This window comes from Thermodesulfovibrio sp. 3907-1M (assembly GCF_040450955.1).
GTDB classification, from domain to species: domain Bacteria; phylum Nitrospirota; class Thermodesulfovibrionia; order Thermodesulfovibrionales; family Thermodesulfovibrionaceae; genus Thermodesulfovibrio; species Thermodesulfovibrio autotrophicus.
Genome location: NZ_CP144373.1, coordinates 719,995 through 739,242, shown reverse-complemented (window position 1 = coordinate 739,242; position 19,248 = coordinate 719,995). Strand labels below are relative to the sequence as shown.

Genomic DNA, 19,248 nt, shown 5'->3' with positions numbered 1-19,248 from the left:
CTTAGTGCCTGAAATGTCTTATTCCTGTAAATACCATTGCCATACCATACTGGTCTGCTGCGTCAATTACTTCCTGGTCTCGGACAGATCCACCTGGCTGAATTATAGCAGTTACTCCATTTTGTGCAAGGACATCAATGTTATCTCTGAATGGGAAGAATCCATCAGATGCGACCACAGTTCCTTTTAATGGACTTAAGGCATGCATTGCACCTATCTTTGCTGAAAATACTCTGCTTGTCTGACCAATTCCAAGTCCCACTGTTTTGTCCTCTCTTGCATAAACAATGGCATTTGATTTTACATGTTTGCAAACCTTCCATGCAAACTTTAAAGCTCTCCATTCATCCTCTGTGGGCTTTCTCTTTGTTACAATCTTTGCCTGAGAAAATTCATCCTCAAGAGTATCCCACTGCTGCACTATAAATCCACCGATAATTCTCTTTAAATCAAAACCTGATGGTTTAATTTTATCAGAAAGAGCTGGAAATTTCAGTAATCTCAGATTTTTCTTTTTTGAAAAAATTTTCAATGATTCTTCATCAAATCCTGGCGCAATAACAACCTCATAAAAAGTTTGAATAACTTCTTCTGCCGTGGTTTTATCCACAACTCTGTTAAAAGCAATTATTCCACCAAAAGCACTTACAGGATCACATTCAAAGGCTTTTTTATAAGCATCCAGAGGATCCTCAGCAATTGCTACTCCACAGGGATTGTTGTGTTTTACAATTACACAGACTGGTTGTTCAAATTCTGAAGCTAAAAGAACTGCTGAATGAGTGTCAAGATAGTTATTAAAGGACATCTCTTTGCCCTGCAGTACTTCTGCATCTATCAATGATGGAGTTTCATTCAATGCATATAGTGCTGCTTTCTGATGAGGATTTTCTCCGTATCTTAATGTTTGCACCATTTTTAATGGCAATGTCCAGTCCTCTTTAAAGGCTGAAGAACTGATTTTATCAAAATAATCTGCAATTAAGGCATCATATCTTGCTGTATGAGAAAAGACCTTCTTTGCAAGTTCAAATCTTTTTTCTGTAGAAACTTCCCCTTTTTTAAGAGCCTCAATTATGGAAGGATAATCATCAGGGTCAACAATAACTATCACATCTTTGTAGTTTTTAGCTGCAGCTCTCAGCAGTGTAGGTCCGCCAATATCAATGTTTTCAATGGCTTCTTCAATAGTGACATCTTCTTTTTTTATTGTTGCTTCAAAGGGATAGAGATTAACAACCACCACGTCAATGGGTTTAATTCCCAGCCTTTGCATTGCATCTATGTCATTTCTGTTGCTCCTTCGTGCCAGTATTCCACCGTGAATAAGTGGATGAAGGGTTTTTACCCTGCCATCCATAATTTCAGGAAAGCCTGTATACTCTGAAACATCTATCACATTTATTCCAGCTTCCCTTAAAATTTTTGCTGTTCCACCTGTAGAGATAATCTCCACTCCCAGCTGAAAAAGTTCCTTTGCAAACTCTATTAATCCCCTTTTTTCAGATACACTTATTAATGCCCTTTTTATCACCCGAGCACCTCCCTGTGGTATTCCTGTATTGATTTTACTTTAATTTTGCTTTCTTTAAGCCTTTTTATGGCTTTAACAATTGCATTAGCTCCAGAGATGGTTGTAGTATACGGAATTTTGTATTGCAAAGCTCCTCTCCTTATGTACATTGAGTCCTTTTGTGACTGCTTACCGAAAACCGTGTTTATTATAAAGTGAATCTGTCTGTTTTTTATTAAATCAAGGACATGGGGACGACCTTCCTGGAGTTTATTTATAGTTTCCACATTTAATCCCCTTTCTTTCAAAAATCTGGCAGTTCCCCGAGTGGCAATCACTGTAAAACCAAGCTCTATAAACTCCTTTGCAATAGGTAAAACAAGAGCTTTATCCCTATCCTTTACACTTATAAATACTTTTCCACTTAAAGGAATTTTACCCATTGCGCTCATCTGAGCCTTGGCATAGGCAAGTCCAAAGTCTTCATCTATTCCCATTACTTCCCCAGTTGATTTCATCTCAGGACCGAGAATAACATCCACTTCAGGGAATTTATCAAATGGGAAAATAGCTTCTTTCACTGTCACATAGGGCATTTTTATGTGATTTGTAAGTCCCAGCTCCTTTAATGTTTTACCAACCATAATCTTTGCTGCCATTGCTGCAAGAGGGACTCCTATGCTTTTACTCACATAGGGAATTGTTCTTGACGCACGGGGATTTACCTCCAAAACATAGACCTCTCCATCTTTTACAGCATACTGAACATTCATAAGTCCTTTGACTTCAAGTTCCTTTGCAATGGCAATGGTTTCTTCCTTAATTTTTTGAATTATCTCTTCTGGAAGACTGTAAGGTGGAAGTGAGCAGGCAGAGTCTCCAGAATGAATTCCTGCTTCTTCAATGTGCTGCATTATACCAGCAACAATCACATCAACTCCATCGGAGATTGCATCAACATCCACCTCAATGGCATCTTCAAGATATCTATCAATTAGCACTGGATGGTCTTCTGAGGCTTTTACTGCCTCTCTCATATATCTACGCAAAGACTCTTCATCATAAACAATCTCCATAGCTCTTCCTCCAAGCACATAGGATGGTCTTACAAGAATGGGATATCCAAGTTCATTTGCTATTTTCAGGGCTTCTTCAAGAGATGTGGCTGTTCCACTTGGAGGCTGTTTTAAATTTAATTTATCTACCAGTTCTTTAAATCTTTTCCTGTCCTCAGCTCTGTCAATTGCATCTGCCTTTGTTCCGAGAATATTTACACCATGAGCTTCAAGAGCCTTTGCAAGCTTCAGAGGTGTCTGTCCTCCAAACTGAAGTATAACTCCAAGTGGTTTTTCTCTTTCAATAATGTGTAAGACATCTTCAAGAGTTAAGGGTTCAAAATAAAGTCTGTCTGAAGTGTCATAATCTGTGCTCACTGTCTCTGGATTACAATTTATCATTATTGTTTCATATCCAAGCTCTCTTAAACCAAAGACTGAATGAACACAGCAGTAGTCAAACTCAATTCCCTGTCCTATTCTATTAGGTCCTGAACCAAGAATTATGACTTTATTTTTATTTTCAGAAGGTGGAGCATCAGCATCTACTATGGTTTGGTGTTTAAAGGCAGTGGCTTCAGGTTGAAGACGATAAAATCCTTTTTCATAGCAGGAATACATATATGGAGTATAGGCTACAAACTCTGCTGCACAGGTATCAACAAGTTTATAGACAGGCTTTATGTTGAATTTTTCTCTCATCTGCCTTATTTCTTCTTCTTTTTTACCAGTAAGCATTGCTATTCTTTTGTCAGAAATACCATTTTGTTTGGATTCAAAGACAAGATCATGATTTAATTCTTCAGTTTTCAGTTTGTTTTCAATCTCCAGGATCTCTTTTATGTTGTTTAAAAACCACGGATCAATTCTACTCAATTCATATATCTCCTGTATGCTGAATCCTCTACGAATGGCTTCTGCTAAGTACCAAATCCTTTCAGCATTGGGATTTTTAATTCTCCATCTTATTTCATCATCGGAACTATTGATTTCCTCAAATCCGTATGAGCCAATCTCAAGGGAGCGAATTGCCTTTCCAAGTGCTTCCTTAAATGTTCTTCCAATAGCCATTACCTCTCCCACTGACTTCATCTGGGTTGTGAGCACAGGATTTGCCTCTGGGAATTTTTCAAATGTAAATCTTGGTATTTTAACAACTACATAATCAAGGACTGGCTCAAAGCTTGCCGGTGTTATTTTTGTTATGTCATTGGGAATCTCATCCAGTGTGTATCCCACGGCAAGGCGGGCAGCTATTTTTGCTATTGGAAATCCTGTTGCCTTACTGGCTAAAGCAGAACTCCGTGATACTCTTGGATTCATCTCTATTATGCACATTCTTCCATTTTCAGGATTTACTGCAAACTGAATATTGCTTCCACCTGTGTCAACACCTATCTCTCTTATTGCTTTGATGGCACTGTCACGCATAATTTGATATTCTCTGTCAGTAAGAGTCTGTGCTGGTGCAACAGTGATGGAGTCTCCTGTATGAACTCCCATTGGATCAAAATTTTCAATGGAACATATGATTACAACATTGTCTGCTTTATCTCTCATTACTTCAAGCTCAAACTCCTTCCATCCAAGAAGACTCTCTTCAATAAGAACCTGACTTATGGGACTCAGCTTAAGCGCTCTTTCAAGAAGTTCTTTAAACTCCTCAATATTGTATGCGATTCCCCCTCCTGTTCCACCCAGAGTAAAGGCAGGTCTTAAAATTGCAGGAAAACCTATCCATTCAATTACTTCAACTCCTTCTTTTAAACTATGCACTGTTGCTGAACGGGGGACATCAAGCCCTATTTTTGTCATTGCCTGTTTAAAGAGTTCTCTGTCCTCTGCTTTTTTTATAGCATTTAAATTTGCACCAATTAGCTCCACAGAGTATCTCTCAAGGACTCCTGCTTCTCCAAGCTCTACGGCAAGATTTAGAGCAGTCTGTCCACCAAGTGTTGGAAGCAAAGCATCAGGTCTTTCCTTTTTTATAATTAACTCAAGGATCTCTGCAGTCAAAGGTTCAATGTAAGTAGCATCAGCCATTGAAGGGTCTGTCATAATTGTTGCAGGATTTGAGTTAACAAGCACTACCTGATAGCCTTCCTGTTTTAAAGCTTTGCATGCCTGTGCACCAGAGTAATCAAACTCACAGGCTTGACCAATTATTATCGGACCAGAGCCGATAATCATTATTTTTTTAATATCTGTTCTCTTTGGCATACTATTTCAGAAGCTCCTCCAATCTTTTCAATCTTTCTTTTTCCCTTTGAAGGGCAAGGTTTTTTTCATAAAGTTTTTTTATTTTTTTGTCCTTTAACATCTCCTGAGTTATTTGAGAAGAGCTGATACCGAGTTTTTTCTCAAGTTTTTTAATCTCCTTTTCATAGGCATTTATGTAATCTTTGCAGATATTTATCTCACGCATGGTAGAAATAAAGATTTCATCATATTTTACAGGCATAACCTTACGAGCCTTTTACGATTTCCATAAATCTTTCAAATACATCAATGGCATCATTTGGTCCTGGTCCTGCTTCAGGATGGTGTTGCACTGAAAAAATTGGATACTCCACATGTTCCATTCCTTCTTCTGTTCCATCATAAAGATTTTTATGAGTCAGCCTCACCTGACCTTTAAGACTTGCAATATCAACACAGTAGTTATGATTCTGAGCTGTTATAGAAATTCTTCCTGTTTTTAGATCCTTAACTGGATGATTTCCTCCGTGATGACCGAATTTAAGTTTGTATGTCCTTCCTCCTAAGGCAAGTCCTAAAATCTGATGACCAAGGCAGATTCCGAATACAGGCTTTTTACCTATAATTTTTTTAACATTTTCCACTGCATAAGAGAGAATCTGCGGGTCTCCAGGACCATTACTTAACATCACGCATGAAGGATTCATCTCAAGAACATACTCAGCAGATGTTTTACCAGGTACAACATAGACTGAAAATCCAACTCTCTTTAAATTTCTAAGTATGCTCAGTTTTACTCCGTAGTCATAAACAACACAGAGAGGTGCACCCTCTTTATTTAAGTACATATAAGGCTCTTTACACATCATGGCACTAACATGGTCAATCTCTGATATATCAGGATGGGCAAGAACTTTTTTATGTAAGCTTACAGGATCAAGCTCTTCTGTTGATATAATTCCCATCTGAGCACCTTTGTCCCTTAAATGTTTTGTCAATGCTCTGGTATCAATTCCCTGAATTCCCACGATGCCATACTTTTTAAGGTACTCTCCAAGACTTCTCTCTGCTCTCCAGTTACTTGGATAGTCTTTATATTCTCTCACCACAAATCCCTCAACTTTTGGTCCTCCAAGAGATTCCACATCTTCATCATTTACTCCGTAGTTTCCAATCTGGGTATAGGTCATAACAACAATCTGTCCTTTATATGAAGGGTCTGTAAGAATTTCCTGATAACCGGTCATTGATGTATTAAAAACAACTTCTCCAATTGATTCTCCCTCTGCTCCAAAGGAGTATCCTTCAAACACTGTTCCATCCTTTAGAACAAGCATTGCTTTTTTCATTTATCCTCCTGCCACATATTAAAAAATTTTCTACCTTTTACAGTCATAAGAACCTTCCCCTTAAGTTGCCAACCATCAAAGGGAGTATTTTTCCCCATTGAGACGAATTCTTCTTTTTTGACTGTCCATTGTCTGTTTATGTCAACAACTATGAGATCAGCCTCTGCTTTTTCTTTGATGCCAGATTTATTTATCTTTAATATATTTGCGGGATTTACAGTAAATTTTTCAATTAGTTGTCTTAAAGTTAAAACTTTATCATGCACCAGTTTAAGGCTCAAAGCTAAAGCTGTTTCAAGACCGGAAATTCCATTTGCTGCCTCCTGAAAAGGAGTGTTTTTATCATCAAGGCTATGGGGTGCATGATCTGTGGCTATTACATCAACTACTGCTTCCTTGAGTGCCTCTTTTATTGCTTCTCTGTCTTGTTCTGTGCGTAATGGAGGATTTACTTTAGCATTGGTATTATAATCTCTTACAGCCTCCTCAGTAAGACTAAAGTAATGGGGACAGGTCTCAGCTGTTACAGGCACTCCTTCCTCTTTAGCTTTTTTTATCAAATCAACAGAGCCTTTAGTTGATACATGAGCAATGTGTAAAGGTGCATGAAAGTGTTTGCATAAAATTATATCCCTTGCAACCATAACTTCCTCTGCTGCCCTGGGGATTCCTTTAAGTCCCATATAAAAGGAGAGTTTGCCTTCATTCATTGCTCCATTTTCACTTAAAAAGAGGTCTTCGCAGTGGGATATAATTGGAGCACCCACTGCTTTAGAATACTCAAGAGCTCTTCTCATTATCATTGCATTCATTACAGGCATGCCATCATCTGAGAAGGCAACACAGCCTGCCTGCCTCAGCATTGCCATTTCAGAAAGTTCCTCACCTTTAAGTCCCTTTGTAATAGCTCCTATTGGATATACATCGCAATTACCCTCCTCGTTTGCCTTTGCAAGAATGTAGTATGTAACCTCTGGATTGTCATTTACAGGATTAGTATTTGCCATGCAACACACAGAGGTAAAGCCACCTTTTACAGCAGCAAGAGTTCCTGTGCGAATGGTTTCCTTGTATTCATATCCTGGTTCTCTTAAGTGGGCATGCATATCAATGAGACCGGGGAAAACATAAAGCCCTCGGGCATCTATTTCTATAAGGTCAGGCTTAATGTTTAAGGCTGAGGGCTTTGTGTCAGGCTTAAGGCTTAAGGCTTGAGACTTAAAGATTAATCTGGAAATAATTCCGTTTTCAACCACTATATCAGCAACTGCCTCTTTGTCAGTAAAGGGGTCAATTATGTAAGCATTGTAAATTTTAATAATCAACTATGCCTCCCTTGGAGTTAAAAGATATATAACAGCCATTCTTGTAGCAATTCCGTTTGTTACCTGTCTGAGAATTATTGAACGAGAACTGTCTGCCACTTCCGTGGAAATCTCAACTCCTCTGTTCATTGGACCCGGATGCATAATAATTGCATCGTCTTTAATGTATGAAAAAACATCCTTTTTTACTCCCCAAACATGAAAATACTCTTTTAGAGATGGTATAAATGCTGCATTCTGTCTTTCAAGCTGAATCCTGAGAAGCATTATCACATCTGAATCTTTTATACCTTCTTTAAGGTCATAAAAAATTTTCACATTATCAGGTGCATACCCAGGGACAACAGTAGGAGGTCCAACAAACCTTATCTCAGTGTCAAACTTGCTTAAAAGATAAAGATTTGAACGCGCAACCCTGCTGTGAATTATATCCCCCACAATAGCAATTTTGAGTCCATCAAGTCTACCTTTAATCTCAAGAATGCTAAAAGCATCAAGCAATGCCTGAGTGGGATGCTCATTTGTTCCATCTCCTGCATTTATAACACAGGCTGGAGTATGATTTGCTACAAACTTTGCTGCTCCTGAACAGGGATGTCTTATAACAATATAGTCAACATTGTATGCCTCAATGGTTTTTAATGTATCATAAAGGGTTTCTCCCTTTACAACGCTGCTTGTGCTTACTGAAAAGTTAAGCACATCAAGGCTAAGACGCTTCTCCGCCAGTTCAAAGGATGTTCTTGTTCTTGTTGATGGTTCAAAGAAAAGATTGATTGCCGTCTTACCTCTTAGGGTTGGAACTTTTTTAATGTCTCTTTGAAGAACCTCTTTAAAAGCCTTAGCGGTATTGAGGATTTCCTCAATATCCTGCCTTGAAAGCTCTTTTATTCCTATAAGGTCTTTCATTGTTTAATTAATAACACAGAGTCTCTACCCGCAACTTCTTTAAAATTTACCTTTATTTTTTCGTCCCTTGAAGTGGGAATGTATTTACCTGTATAGTTAGCCATAATTGGAAGCTCCCTGTGTCCTCTATCAATTAATACGGCAAGCTGTATCTGAGCAGGTCTGCCAAAGTCCATCAATGCATCCATTGCTGCCCTTGTTGATCTTCCTGTGAAAAGCACATCGTCAACGAGGATAACATTTTTGCCCTCTATGCTAAATGGGATATTGGTAGGTTTTATTGGTTTTCGCTTTTTTGAAATATTTATATCATCCCTGTAAAAGGATATATCCAGAATACCTAAGGGCACATCAACACCTTCAGTCTCTTTTATCTTATTTTTTATTCTTTCAGCAAGATAAACTCCTCCTGTAACAATCCCTATCAGACAGATATTTTCAGCACCTTTATTTTTTTCCAATATCTCGTGGGTTATCCTTGTCAGGATTCTTTCTATTTCTTTTTCATTGAGAAGTTCTTTTTCCATGCTTTTGTCCTGATTTTCTTTCTTACCATTTCTGAAAAAATTCTGACAGTCTCCTTAATCAGATTAAACCCAAAATCAATACATTATACACAATTTTAAAAAATTTTTCTATTAACCTGAGATTGCGAACAGAGTATGTTATCCCGGTATGTTTTACAATCTCAGGTAGCAGTATCCGATTTTTATTGGATATAGCTGTTTTGCTATAATAAAAATTTATGAAATCAATTCTGAGGAGGAGAAATGTTTCGCGATAAATATTGTGCTGAAGTTAAAGAAGAAGAAGTTGGCAGTGAATTGAGACTATGTGGATGGGTTTTTCGCAGAAGAGATCATGGTGGTTTAATTTTTGTTGATCTCCGTGACAGAACAGGAATTATTCAGATTGTTTTTAGTCCTGAAATCTCTGAAGAAACCCATAAAAAAGCTCATAACTTAAGAACAGAATGTGTTATTTCTGTAAAAGGTATTCTCAGAAGAAGACCCGAAGGGACTGAAAATCCAGAGCTTATTACAGGTAATGTAGAACTCTGGGTTTCAGAACTTGAAATTTTGTCTACATCAAAGTCTCTGCCCTTTCAGCTTGATGAAGCATCAGAGACAGGTGAGCTTCTGAGATTAAAATATCGTTATCTTGATCTTCGCAGAGCAGAGATGCAGAGAAATTTTTTTATAAGACATAAAGTAACGATCTCGGTAAGAAATTTTCTTGATACTAAGGGGTTTCTTGAAATAGAAACTCCAATGCTTACAAAATCCACACCAGAGGGTGCGAGAGATTTTCTTGTTCCAAGCAGGCTCAATCCTGGAACATTTTATGCTCTTCCTCAATCTCCCCAGCTTTTTAAGCAGATTCTTATGATCTCAGGATTTGATAGATATTTTCAGATTGTCCGCTGCTTCAGAGATGAAGACCTGAGAGCAGACAGGCAACCAGAATTCACACAGATTGACCTTGAGATGTCCTTTGTTGATATTCAGGATATTTTGCAAATTGTTGAAGAGTTGCTTTTTAAGTGTTTCAAAGAGGTGCTTTCTATTGAGATTGAACTGCCTTTTAAGAGCCTTACTTATGAAGAGGCAATGAATAAATATGGCTCAGATAAACCTGATTTAAGATTTGGGTTTGAGATTCATGATGTAACTGAGATTGTAAAAAACTGTCAATTTAAAGTTTTTCTTGATACTATTGAAAAAGGCGGAGTTGTAAAAGCAATATGTGGAAAAGGTTTTTCAACATTAACACGCAGTGAAATAGACAAATTTGTAGCCTTAGCCCAATCTTTTGGTGCAAAAGGACTTGCATGGATTAAAGTTAAAAATGGATTTGAATCACCTATTGTAAAATTCTTCTCTGATGGAGTTCTTAAAGAAGTTACTGAAAGAGTAGGGGTGGAAAATGGAGACATGCTACTTTTTGTTGCTGATAAAGCCTCTGTTGTCAATGAGGTATTAGGAAAACTGAGGCTTGAAATTGCTGAGAGGGCAGGGGTAAAAAGAGAAGGTTTTAGTTTTGTATGGATAGTTGATTTTCCTCTCTTTGAATGGAGCGAGGATGAAAAAAGATTTGTAAGTATGCATCATCCTTTTACATCTCCCAAGGAAGAGGACATAGAAAAGCTTTTAAGGATTCCGGAAGAAGCTTTCAGAGATCCTCAAAGTCCTGTAAAAGATTTAAAAGCAAAGGCTTATGACATTGTTCTCAATGGTTATGAGCTTGGTGGTGGAAGCATCAGGATTCATAAAGCAGAGCTTCAGGAGCAGATATTTAGAATACTTGGTATTTCAGAAGAGGAAGTTAAAAAAAGATTTGGATTTTTTGTGGAAGCTTTACGTTATGGAGCACCTCCCCATGGAGGAATAGCCTTAGGGCTTGATAGACTTGTTATGCTTATGACTGGAGCAGGTTCTCTGAGAGATGTTATTGCTTTCCCGAAGACTCAGAAAGCTTACTGTCCACTCAGCGAGGCTCCTACAGAGGTTGATTTAAAGCAGTTAAAAGAATTACACATAAAGCTTGATATTTAGTTATAATTAAACAACGATGATAAAAATTCCAATCAATAAAGCAAAGCCAGGAATGAAAATTCTTAGAGACATAACTAATGAAGCAGGCATGGTCGTTGTTCCTGCTGGTAGAGAGTTGACAGATTCTCTTATAGACAGGCTTTTGATGATGAATGTAGATTTTTTATATGTGGAAGGACAAAAAGATATGCCCCCAAAGGAAGAGGTTCTGAATGAGATTGAAAGAAGGTTTAAAAAAGCTAATGATACACATACTCTTTTGATAAAGACCATTCTGAAAAGTCACATTGAGGAACTTTATAAATGAATGCTCAGGAAGTTGTTGCAAAAATTGAAAAAATAGAGAGCCTTCCTACAATACCTCCAATTTTGAAAAAAATTTTATCAGTTATAGAAGACCCAAAGGTCTCATTGCAAAAGATAACTGATTTTGTTTCATCTGATCCAACTCTTACTGCAAGGATTCTTAAGATGGTTAACTCTCCCGTTTATGGTTTTCCTGGAAGAATTTCATCCGTAAGCCATGCAATGGTTATTCTTGGTTTGAATGCTGTAAAGGGACTGCTTCTGGGTGTGTCAGTTTTTGAGATAATGCAAAAAAGTATGATAGGGCTATGGGAACATTCTCTCTCAGCAGCCATATTTGCAAGGATTATTGCAATGAAAAAAGAGTTGCAGTCTCCTGAGGAAATATCAATAGGAGGACTTTTACATGATATTGGAAAGGTTATATACATAATGGCATTCAAAGACGAATATATGAAATTGATTGAATCTGTTGAGTCAGAAGAAAATTTCTTATATGAAATTGAGAAACAGTATTTTGGCATAACCCATGCTGAAGTGGGAGGAATTATTGCAAAAAAATGGAATTTTCCTTTAAAGTTGGTGGAACCAATAATGTATCATCACAGGCCTCAGCTGGCTGAAAAGTTCCAGAAAGAAACAGCTGTTGTTCACTTATCAAATATACTTGCACTGGCAAGAGGAGTAGGATATTCAGGAGAAATTTTTGTTCCCTCAGTTAATCCCTTTGCATGGGAGATTTTAAATTTTAAAGCAGAGGAAATATCAGAAATATTTAAAGAGGCAGAGGAGCCTATAACTACTTCAGGAGAAATCTTCCTTTCTGATGAGTAAGAAAATTATCGTTATTGTGCGAGATTATGAGATAAAAAAAGTTATAAAAAAAGCTCTTTTTAATTTTCCTGATGAAATCTACTATTTTGATGAGATTAAAGAAGCTCTTGATGTCATATATGATGAAGTTCCTGATTTAGTTCTTGTAGAAGCAATAAATAATCCTGTCATAGAGATTTCAATTATAAATAGTTTAAAAAGTGATCCTATTTTTGTCTCAATGAATGTTATAGCAATGGTGTCAAATGATTTTTATACTGAAGACTGGCAGAATTTTCTTGTAGATGATTACATAAGAGTTAATAATCTGGAGATAGATTTGCCAATGAGAATAAATCTTTCTTTTCAAAGGCTTGAAAGAGTTATAGCAACAAATCCTCTAACAAAGCTTCCCGGGAATCTCGTTATTCAGAGAGAGATTCAGAGAAGACTTCAGATAGGAGACGTTTTTGCTCTGGCATATGCAGATCTGGATAACTTCAAGCCTTTCAATGATAAATATGGATTTTCAAGGGGTGATGAGGTCATAAAGATAGTTGGAAGGCTTATACTCAATATTGTAAGGACAGAGCAGCCAAATGGAAGTTTTGTTGGACATATAGGGGGTGATGACTTTGTTTATATAATGAGTCCTGAGAAAATTGAAGAGACTACAAAAAAAATAATAGATATTTTTAATCAGCTTGTTAAAAATTTCTACGATGAAGAAGATTTAAAAAAAGGTTACATTGAATCAGTTGACAGACAAGGTAATATTCAGATTTATCCTATTATGACAATTTCTGTAGGAATAACTTCCAATCAATTCAGAGTTTTCAATCATTTCAGTGAGATGGCTGAGGTTGCTTCTGCCATGAAGTCTGTTGCAAAGAAGCAAAAAGAAAAAAGATACGCTGTTGACAGAAGGAGAAATAATATTTAGTCAAGAAGCAGAAGCAACTCATTGGTTTTTTCTTCAAGTTTTTTTAACTGTTGTTTTGTTTCTTCACAGGCTTTTTTCGTTTCATGCAGTTCATCAGCAATGTAAAGGCAGGCAAGGATGGCTGCTCTCAGAGGAGGCATTGCAGAGTTTTGCTCGTAAACCTGCCTCAACTTTTCATCCACATACTGAGCCAGCTTCTGGATGTATTCGGGAGATTTTTCTCCTTTTATTGAATATTTCTGTCCAAGTATATAAACTTCAGTTTTATACATTTGCTTCTAAATCAAGCTCTCTGAGGAGTTCTTCTATCTGTTTTTTTATTGCTTCCCTTTCAGAGAGTAAATTTTCAATTTCCTGATTCTTTGTTCTTAAAACTTCTTCCAGTGTGTTTACTTTCTTCTGTAACTCTTCCTTTTCCAGTTTGAGAGCTTTGATTCTTTCCAGTGCTGATGCAATTTTTTCTTCAATCATGAATTCCCTCCTTTAATTTTTATGGTTTTTAAAATATTTTCCTGGGTCAAAGCTTTATTAATTCTGAGATATTCAAAATAGGAAGCAAAAACTCTTTGAACATAAACTTTTGTCTCAGCATATGGAATATCTTCCATAAATTCATCAATATCTTTATAAGAATTTTCTTTAAGCCATGCCTGAACAGCCTTTTCACCTGCATTATATGCAGCTACAGCCATTACAGGGTTTCCAAATTCTTCAATTAGATTTTTTAGATAAAAACTTCCAATCAGTATATTTTTACCAGGGTCAAATATTTCAGAATCTTTTTTAATTACAATGCCCATTTTTTTCCCTTCTTTTTTTGCAGTCTCAGGCATCAGTTGCATTAATCCTATTGCTCCTGCAGGCGATTGGGCAAAACTGTCAAATCGGGATTCTTCCCTCATAATGGCAAAGAGAAGGTAAGGATTAATATTGATTTTCCTTGAGGCATTTAAAACAGTGTCTCTGTAAACCTGTGGATATAGAAGTTCAGGAAAGTTAAATTTATCAGGAATCTTTGATATTAGCCTTACTGAGGTGGAATAATCTCCCAGTTCATAGAGAATTTTACTTATTAAAGGAATGTTTTTGAGGCTACTGTTTTCTTTTAATAGTGCTTTTAATTCTCCTATTGCTTCCTTCTTAAACCCTGCTCTGACAAGTATGTCAACTCTTCTTGGAAGAATAATTTGATAATTGACTGAGGCTGGTTCAGGAATATTAGATATTTTCCCCTTCATATAAAGTAAATATGAATAGATATCTCCCTGTTGAAAGGAAACTTTGTATTGTTTTACCGGAATAACTCCTTTTATTTCATTTACCTTTTCAAGCCAGTAAAGGTATTTAAGCTTACCATAGGAGGAGCAAAGATTCTCAAGTATTTTTTTTGCCTCATCATAATCTTCCATAAGATAATAATTCCATGCTAAAGTCCACATTGCATTTTCTTTCTGAGAGGGATATTTATTAATAATCATCTTAAGAGTCTTTATTGCTTCCTCATATTTACCGGCTCTTCTTTTGATATTTGCATAATTTACAAAAACTTCTGAAATTCTTTGATCTGCAGATTTCATGTAATCCGCCATTTCCTTTTCAAAGGTTTCATAATCTTTTGCCCTTAACAGTGCTCTTGCTCTCCAGTAATAATCTCCTGTGTGTTTGAAAATCTCTGCTGCTTCAGAGTACCTCTTCTGCATAAAAAGTGAATATCCAAGCAAAGGGAGAATATCTGATTTTTGAGAGTTTTTCATAGACAGGGCTTCTTTAAGATATCTTTCTGCCTTTTTGAACTGATAAGCATTATTTAAAGCCTTAGCCTTTTTAATTAAATCATTTATTGTTATATCTTCTACAGAAAGTTCTTTTTCTGCCTGTTCAGCAAAGGGTGAAGAAGTTATAAAAATTTCTTTAAATATTTTCTTTGCCTTTTCAATCTTTCCAAGTTTTTTAAGATAAACTCCGTATTCAAACTTTATTTTTAATTCCTCAGGATATTCATTGACAAAGGATTGATAGAGTTGCTCAACTTCAGGTAAGTTAAGTAATTTTGCCAGTTCAATCTCTTCTGTCCTTGCTTCTTTGACAACAGGCGATTTCGGATAATGTTTTATTATTTCACTTAAATCACTTAAGGCTTCCTCATATTTCTTTGTATTTTTATAAGCCTTTGCTCGCCAAAGCAGTATATAATCGCCAATTTCTTTAAATTCAGGTAGAGATTTTGTTAGGTACTCCTCTGCTTTTTGAAATTTTCCTGAATCAAGAGAGTTTTTACCTTCAATAAGATACTCTAAGGAAGAAAACTGCGATAATGTATCAGAGGGAAGAAAAAGAAATAAAATAAAAACTATTATTAAGCCTGTAAGTTTCATCATTTATCTTCCATTATCTGTTTTTGATAGGAATAAAAACTGTTTTTAACTTCATTCAGGCTGTCTCCTCCAAATTTTTCCAGAAAAGCTTCTGCTATATGCCATGAGACGACAGCTTCTCCGATAACCGCTGCAGCAGGCACGGCGCATATATCACTTCTTTCATAGGAAGCTAAAGAGGATTCTCGGGTAAAAACATCAACTGATTTTAAAGGTTTTCTTAAAGTAGGTATTGGCTTCATAGTAGCTCTGACAATCACAGGCATTCCATTTGAAACTCCTCCTTCAATTCCACCCATGTGATTTGTTTTTCTGTAAAAAGTTTTATTGTAAAAAATCTCATCCATAACTTCAGAGCCAAATTTTCCGCCCAATATAACTCCGTCACCAATTTCAACTGCTTTTATAGCCTGAATACTCATTATTCCCATAGCTATTCTTGAATCAAGTTTTCTGTCCCAGTGAACATAGCTTCCAAGCCCTGCTGGAACACCTGTGGCAAAAACGACAAAACAGCCGCCTATACTGTCTCCATTTTTTATTGCCTGATTAATAGTATCTATAAACTCTGCTTCTGTTTCTTTCCATGGACATCTAACCGGAGAGTTTTCTGCTATTGTGGCAAGCTCCAGTAACTGTTTTTCCGTTAAATAAGCTGTTTCAATTTTTTTTTCAGCAGAACCAATTTTTATTACAAAACTTCCTATTTTTATATCAAAAATTTTTAAAAACTGCTTTGTCACTGCACCAACTGCTACTCTCATTGCAGTTTCTCTTGCAGAGGAGCGTTCAAGGACATTACGAATGTCATTGTGTTGATACTTAAGAAATCCTGCAAGATCAGCATGTCCAGGTCTTGGTCTTGTTACAGGAGGGTAAGAATTTTCAAAAGATTCATAGGGATTCATTGCTTCTTTCCAGTTTTCCCAGTCACGATTTTTAATGAACAGCGTAATTGGACTGCCGAGAGTTTTTCCCCATCTTATACCAGAGAGTATCTCAACCTCATCGGACTCTATCTTCATTCTTCCACCCCTACCATAACCCTGCTGTCTTCGTTTAAGTTCCATATCAATTTCTTCTTTTGAAATAGGAATTCCGGCAGGCATTCCTTCTATTATGCCTGTAAGTCCTTTTCCGTGTGATTCTCCTGCTGTAAGAAATCTGATCATAGGCATATTTTAAAAAATCTGAGCCTATTTTTTCATCTTCAGATTTATGTTTATCCCAACTTTTTACTTTTATACTTATTTTAAGTTAAAATTAATTTATGAATGGACAGGCAAAGGGTTCATTAAAAACATTGTTGATCTGGTTAATCATAGGAATTTCCATAATTGCCCTTTTTAATTTTTTCAATGTGCCTCAGAAAAATGAAAAAGAGATAATATTTTCAGAATTTCTTATAAAGGTGCAAAATTCTGAAGTGGATGAAGTTTTAATCAAGGACAATACTATAACCGGAAAGCTTAAAGATGGCTCTCTGTTCAAAACTTACTACATAAATTATCCAGACCTTATAAAAGAACTTTCCTCTCATGGAGTAAAAATTTCAGTCAAGCCTCCAGAGCAGACACCATGGTATATTAATTTTTTGATTTCATGGGGGCCTGTGATCTTTCTCGTATTTTTATGGATTATGTTTATGAAACAGATGCAGGCTGGAAGCTCCCGTGCTATGTCTTTTGGAAAGGCAAGGGCAAAGATGATTTCCAATAAATCAGTTAAAGTAACTTTTTCAGATGTGGCAGGAATTGAGGAAGTAAAGGAAGAAGTAAAAGAAATTGTTGATTTTCTTACCAATCCTCAAAAGTATATAAAACTTGGAGCAAAGATTCCAAAGGGTATTCTTCTCGTAGGTCCTCCGGGAACAGGAAAGACTCTTTTAGCAAAAGCAATTGCAGGAGAAGCAGGTGTTCCCTTTTTCTCAATCTCTGGTTCAGATTTTGTTGAGATGTTTGTTGGAGTTGGAGCAAGCAGAGTTAGAGATTTGTTTGATCAGGCAAAGAAAAACTCGCCATGCATTGTTTTTATTGATGAGATAGACGCAGTTGGAAGACAGCGTGGAGCAGGTCTTGGTGGAGGACATGATGAAAGGGAGCAGACCCTGAATCAACTTCTCGTTGAAATGGACGGATTTGAAAGCAATGAAGGAATAATTGTGCTTGCAGCTACAAACAGACCTGATGTTTTAGATCCTGCACTTTTAAGACCTGGAAGATTTGATCGTCAGATTGTTGTTCCTCTTCCTGATGTAAAAGGAAGACTTGAGATACTGAAAGTTCATACAAAAAACATTCCTCTTGCTTCAGATGTTGATCTTGAAAAAATTGCAAGAGGAACTCCTGGATTTTCAGGAGCAGACCTTGCAAATTTGGTAAATGAAGCTGCTTTAACTGCAGCAAGAAAAAATAGTGATACTGTTCATATGAATGACTTTGAGTCAGCCAAGGATAAAGTTTTGATGGGTATTGAAAGAAAAAGCATGGTTCTGTCTGAGGAAGAAAGGAGAATCACGGCCTATCATGAGGCAGGGCATGCTCTTGTAGCAAAACTAACGCCTGCAACTGATCCGATACACAAAGTTAGTATAATTCCAAGAGGAAGAGCTCTTGGAGTAACCCAGCAACTTCCCCTTGATGACCGGTATACTTATTCAAAAGAATATCTTTACGGCACTCTTAAGGTTCTTCTTGGAGGAAGAGTTGCAGAGGAAATAGCTCTTCAGACAATGACCACAGGAGCTGGAAATGACCTTGAGAGAGCTACTGAACTTGCCCGAAAGATGGTTACAGAATGGGGAATGAGTGACAGAATGGGACCTCTTACATTTGGTAAAAGAGAAGAGCATGTATTTCTTGGAAGGGAAATTGCAAAACACAGAGACTATTCTGACAAAACTGCAGAAGAAATAGATGAGGAAACAAAAAGAATTGTAACAGAGGCTTATAGCCAGACCAGACAGTTAATTGAAGAAAACAGAAAGCTTCTTGATGCAATTGCTCAGGCTTTGCTTGAAAGAGAGACTCTTGAAGCTGCAGAAATAGATGAGATAATCTCAAAAGCTAAATGAAGCTTAAATTCCATAACTTTGAGCTCAATTTTCTTCAAAAAACTTACATAATGGGAATTCTAAATGTCACTCCCGATTCTTTTTATGACGGTGGTAGATTTTTTAATTATCAAAAAGCTATTGAACATGCTCTCAGGATGATTGATGAAGGTGCTGACATAATTGATGTTGGTGGAGAATCAACCCGTCCTGGTGCACAACCAGTAAGCACTGATGAAGAGTTAAAAAGGGTTATTCCTGTAATAGAGGCTCTTTCAAACAGGATCTCTGTTCCTATTTCTATTGATACATATAAAGCTTCTGTTGCAGAGGAAGCAATCAAAGCAGGAGCAACGATTGTAAATGATGTAAGTGGATTAAGATTTGATCCTCAAATGGCAGAGGTAGTCAGTAAATACAAAGTGCCTGTAGTTATAATGCACATAAAAGGAACACCCCAAGATATGCAAAAAAATCCTCATTATGAGGCTCTTATACCTGAAATTATTGAATACCTGAGAACCTCCATTGTTATTGCAAAACAGGCAGGAGTTAATGAAGATATGATAATTATTGATCCGGGCATAGGATTTGGTAAACTACCTGAGCATAATCTTCAAATAATAAAAAATCTTAGAGAATTCTCTCAGTTGGGCAAACCAATACTTATTGGAGTATCAAGAAAAAGCTTTATTGGAAAAGTTCTGAATGATGCCCTTCCAGAGTCTCGGCTTGAAGGAACTGCTGCAGCAGTTGCTGCTTCAATTTTAAATGGAGCTAATATTGTAAGAGTTCACGATGTTGGATTCATCTGTAAGGTTGTAAAAGTATTGGATGCTATTCGTTTCAGCTGA

17 protein-coding genes are annotated in these 19,248 nt (G+C 36.7%); 6 read left to right on the top strand and 11 right to left on the bottom strand.

All coding sequences use genetic code 11. The annotated features are described in order from the left end of the window. Position 1: 1 nt before the first annotated feature. The 7 genes from purH to pyrR are packed head-to-tail and all read right to left on the bottom strand — an operon-like array spanning position 2 to position 8,877. Positions 2 to 1,534, bottom strand: a complete 1,533-nt coding sequence (gene purH, locus V4D30_RS03815) for a bifunctional phosphoribosylaminoimidazolecarboxamide formyltransferase/IMP cyclohydrolase (RefSeq protein WP_353684925.1) — start codon at positions 1,532 to 1,534, stop codon at positions 2 to 4. Beyond that, complete coding sequence (gene carB, locus V4D30_RS03810; protein ID WP_353684924.1) at positions 1,531 to 4,788, bottom strand: carbamoyl-phosphate synthase large subunit; 3,258 nt, start codon at positions 4,786 to 4,788, stop codon at positions 1,531 to 1,533. Before carB ends, purH begins: the two co-directional genes overlap by 4 nt. 1 nt (position 4,789) lies before the next feature. Then, a complete protein-coding gene (locus V4D30_RS03805) occupies positions 4,790 to 5,029 on the bottom strand; it encodes a hypothetical protein (RefSeq protein ID WP_353684923.1) in 240 nt (79 codons plus the stop codon). Between the two features lie 4 nt (positions 5,030 to 5,033). After that, entirely contained in the window at positions 5,034 to 6,116 is a 1,083-nt protein-coding gene (carA, locus tag V4D30_RS03800; protein ID WP_353684922.1) for a glutamine-hydrolyzing carbamoyl-phosphate synthase small subunit, read from the bottom strand. Then, positions 6,113 to 7,441 (bottom strand): dihydroorotase, encoded by a 1,329-nt coding sequence (locus V4D30_RS03795; protein WP_353684921.1) that lies wholly within the window; start codon positions 7,439 to 7,441, stop codon positions 6,113 to 6,115. Before V4D30_RS03795 ends, carA begins: the two co-directional genes overlap by 4 nt. Next, positions 7,442 to 8,350 (bottom strand): aspartate carbamoyltransferase catalytic subunit, encoded by a 909-nt coding sequence (locus tag V4D30_RS03790; RefSeq protein ID WP_353684920.1) that lies wholly within the window; start codon positions 8,348 to 8,350, stop codon positions 7,442 to 7,444. After that, a complete protein-coding gene (pyrR, locus tag V4D30_RS03785; RefSeq protein WP_353684919.1) occupies positions 8,347 to 8,877 on the bottom strand; it encodes a bifunctional pyr operon transcriptional regulator/uracil phosphoribosyltransferase PyrR in 531 nt (176 codons plus the stop codon). Before pyrR ends, V4D30_RS03790 begins: the two co-directional genes overlap by 4 nt. A 243-nt stretch (positions 8,878 to 9,120) precedes the next feature. On the opposite strand from pyrR, the gene aspS reads away from it, so the two are divergent. The 4 genes from aspS to V4D30_RS03765 are packed head-to-tail and all read left to right on the top strand — an operon-like array spanning position 9,121 to position 12,967. Next, positions 9,121 to 10,905 (top strand): aspartate--tRNA ligase, encoded by a 1,785-nt coding sequence (aspS, locus tag V4D30_RS03780; RefSeq protein WP_353684918.1) that lies wholly within the window; start codon positions 9,121 to 9,123, stop codon positions 10,903 to 10,905. Positions 10,906 to 10,921: 16 nt separating this feature from the next. Continuing rightward, the gene (locus V4D30_RS03775) at positions 10,922 to 11,212 is read left to right on the top strand and encodes a hypothetical protein (RefSeq protein ID WP_353684917.1); all 291 of its coding nucleotides are present in this window, start codon (positions 10,922 to 10,924) and stop codon (positions 11,210 to 11,212) included. After that, positions 11,209 to 12,045 carry an HDOD domain-containing protein gene (locus V4D30_RS03770; protein WP_353684916.1) on the top strand — a complete coding sequence of 279 codons (837 nt, stop codon included), beginning with the start codon at positions 11,209 to 11,211 and terminating at the stop codon, positions 12,043 to 12,045. Before V4D30_RS03775 ends, V4D30_RS03770 begins: the two co-directional genes overlap by 4 nt. Next, on the top strand, positions 12,038 to 12,967 hold the full coding sequence (locus V4D30_RS03765; protein ID WP_353684915.1) for a GGDEF domain-containing protein: 930 nt from the start codon (positions 12,038 to 12,040) through the stop codon (positions 12,965 to 12,967). The genes V4D30_RS03770 and V4D30_RS03765 overlap by 8 nt, the downstream gene beginning before the upstream one ends. Here the strand turns inward: V4D30_RS03765 and V4D30_RS03760 are convergent. The 4 genes from V4D30_RS03760 to aroC are packed head-to-tail and all read right to left on the bottom strand — an operon-like array spanning position 12,964 to position 16,514. Continuing rightward, on the bottom strand, positions 12,964 to 13,239 hold the full coding sequence (locus V4D30_RS03760; RefSeq protein ID WP_353684914.1) for a cell division protein ZapA: 276 nt from the start codon (positions 13,237 to 13,239) through the stop codon (positions 12,964 to 12,966). The two genes, V4D30_RS03765 and V4D30_RS03760, sit on opposite strands and share 4 nt — an antisense overlap. Continuing rightward, positions 13,232 to 13,438, bottom strand: a complete 207-nt coding sequence (gene zapB, locus V4D30_RS03755) for a cell division protein ZapB (protein ID WP_353684913.1) — start codon at positions 13,436 to 13,438, stop codon at positions 13,232 to 13,234. Before zapB ends, V4D30_RS03760 begins: the two co-directional genes overlap by 8 nt. After that, positions 13,435 to 15,345, bottom strand: a complete 1,911-nt coding sequence (locus tag V4D30_RS03750) for a transglycosylase SLT domain-containing protein (protein ID WP_353684912.1) — start codon at positions 15,343 to 15,345, stop codon at positions 13,435 to 13,437. The genes zapB and V4D30_RS03750 overlap by 4 nt, the downstream gene beginning before the upstream one ends. Beyond that, entirely contained in the window at positions 15,342 to 16,514 is a 1,173-nt protein-coding gene (gene aroC, locus V4D30_RS03745) for a chorismate synthase (protein WP_353684911.1), read from the bottom strand. The genes V4D30_RS03750 and aroC overlap by 4 nt, the downstream gene beginning before the upstream one ends. A 98-nt stretch (positions 16,515 to 16,612) precedes the next feature. On the opposite strand from aroC, the gene ftsH reads away from it, so the two are divergent. Together ftsH and folP are read left to right on the top strand one after the other, a co-directional pair. Then, on the top strand, positions 16,613 to 18,415 hold the full coding sequence (gene ftsH, locus V4D30_RS03740; protein WP_353684910.1) for an ATP-dependent zinc metalloprotease FtsH: 1,803 nt from the start codon (positions 16,613 to 16,615) through the stop codon (positions 18,413 to 18,415). Next, positions 18,412 to 19,248 (top strand): dihydropteroate synthase, encoded by an 837-nt coding sequence (gene folP, locus V4D30_RS03735; protein ID WP_353684909.1) that lies wholly within the window; start codon positions 18,412 to 18,414, stop codon positions 19,246 to 19,248. The genes ftsH and folP overlap by 4 nt, the downstream gene beginning before the upstream one ends.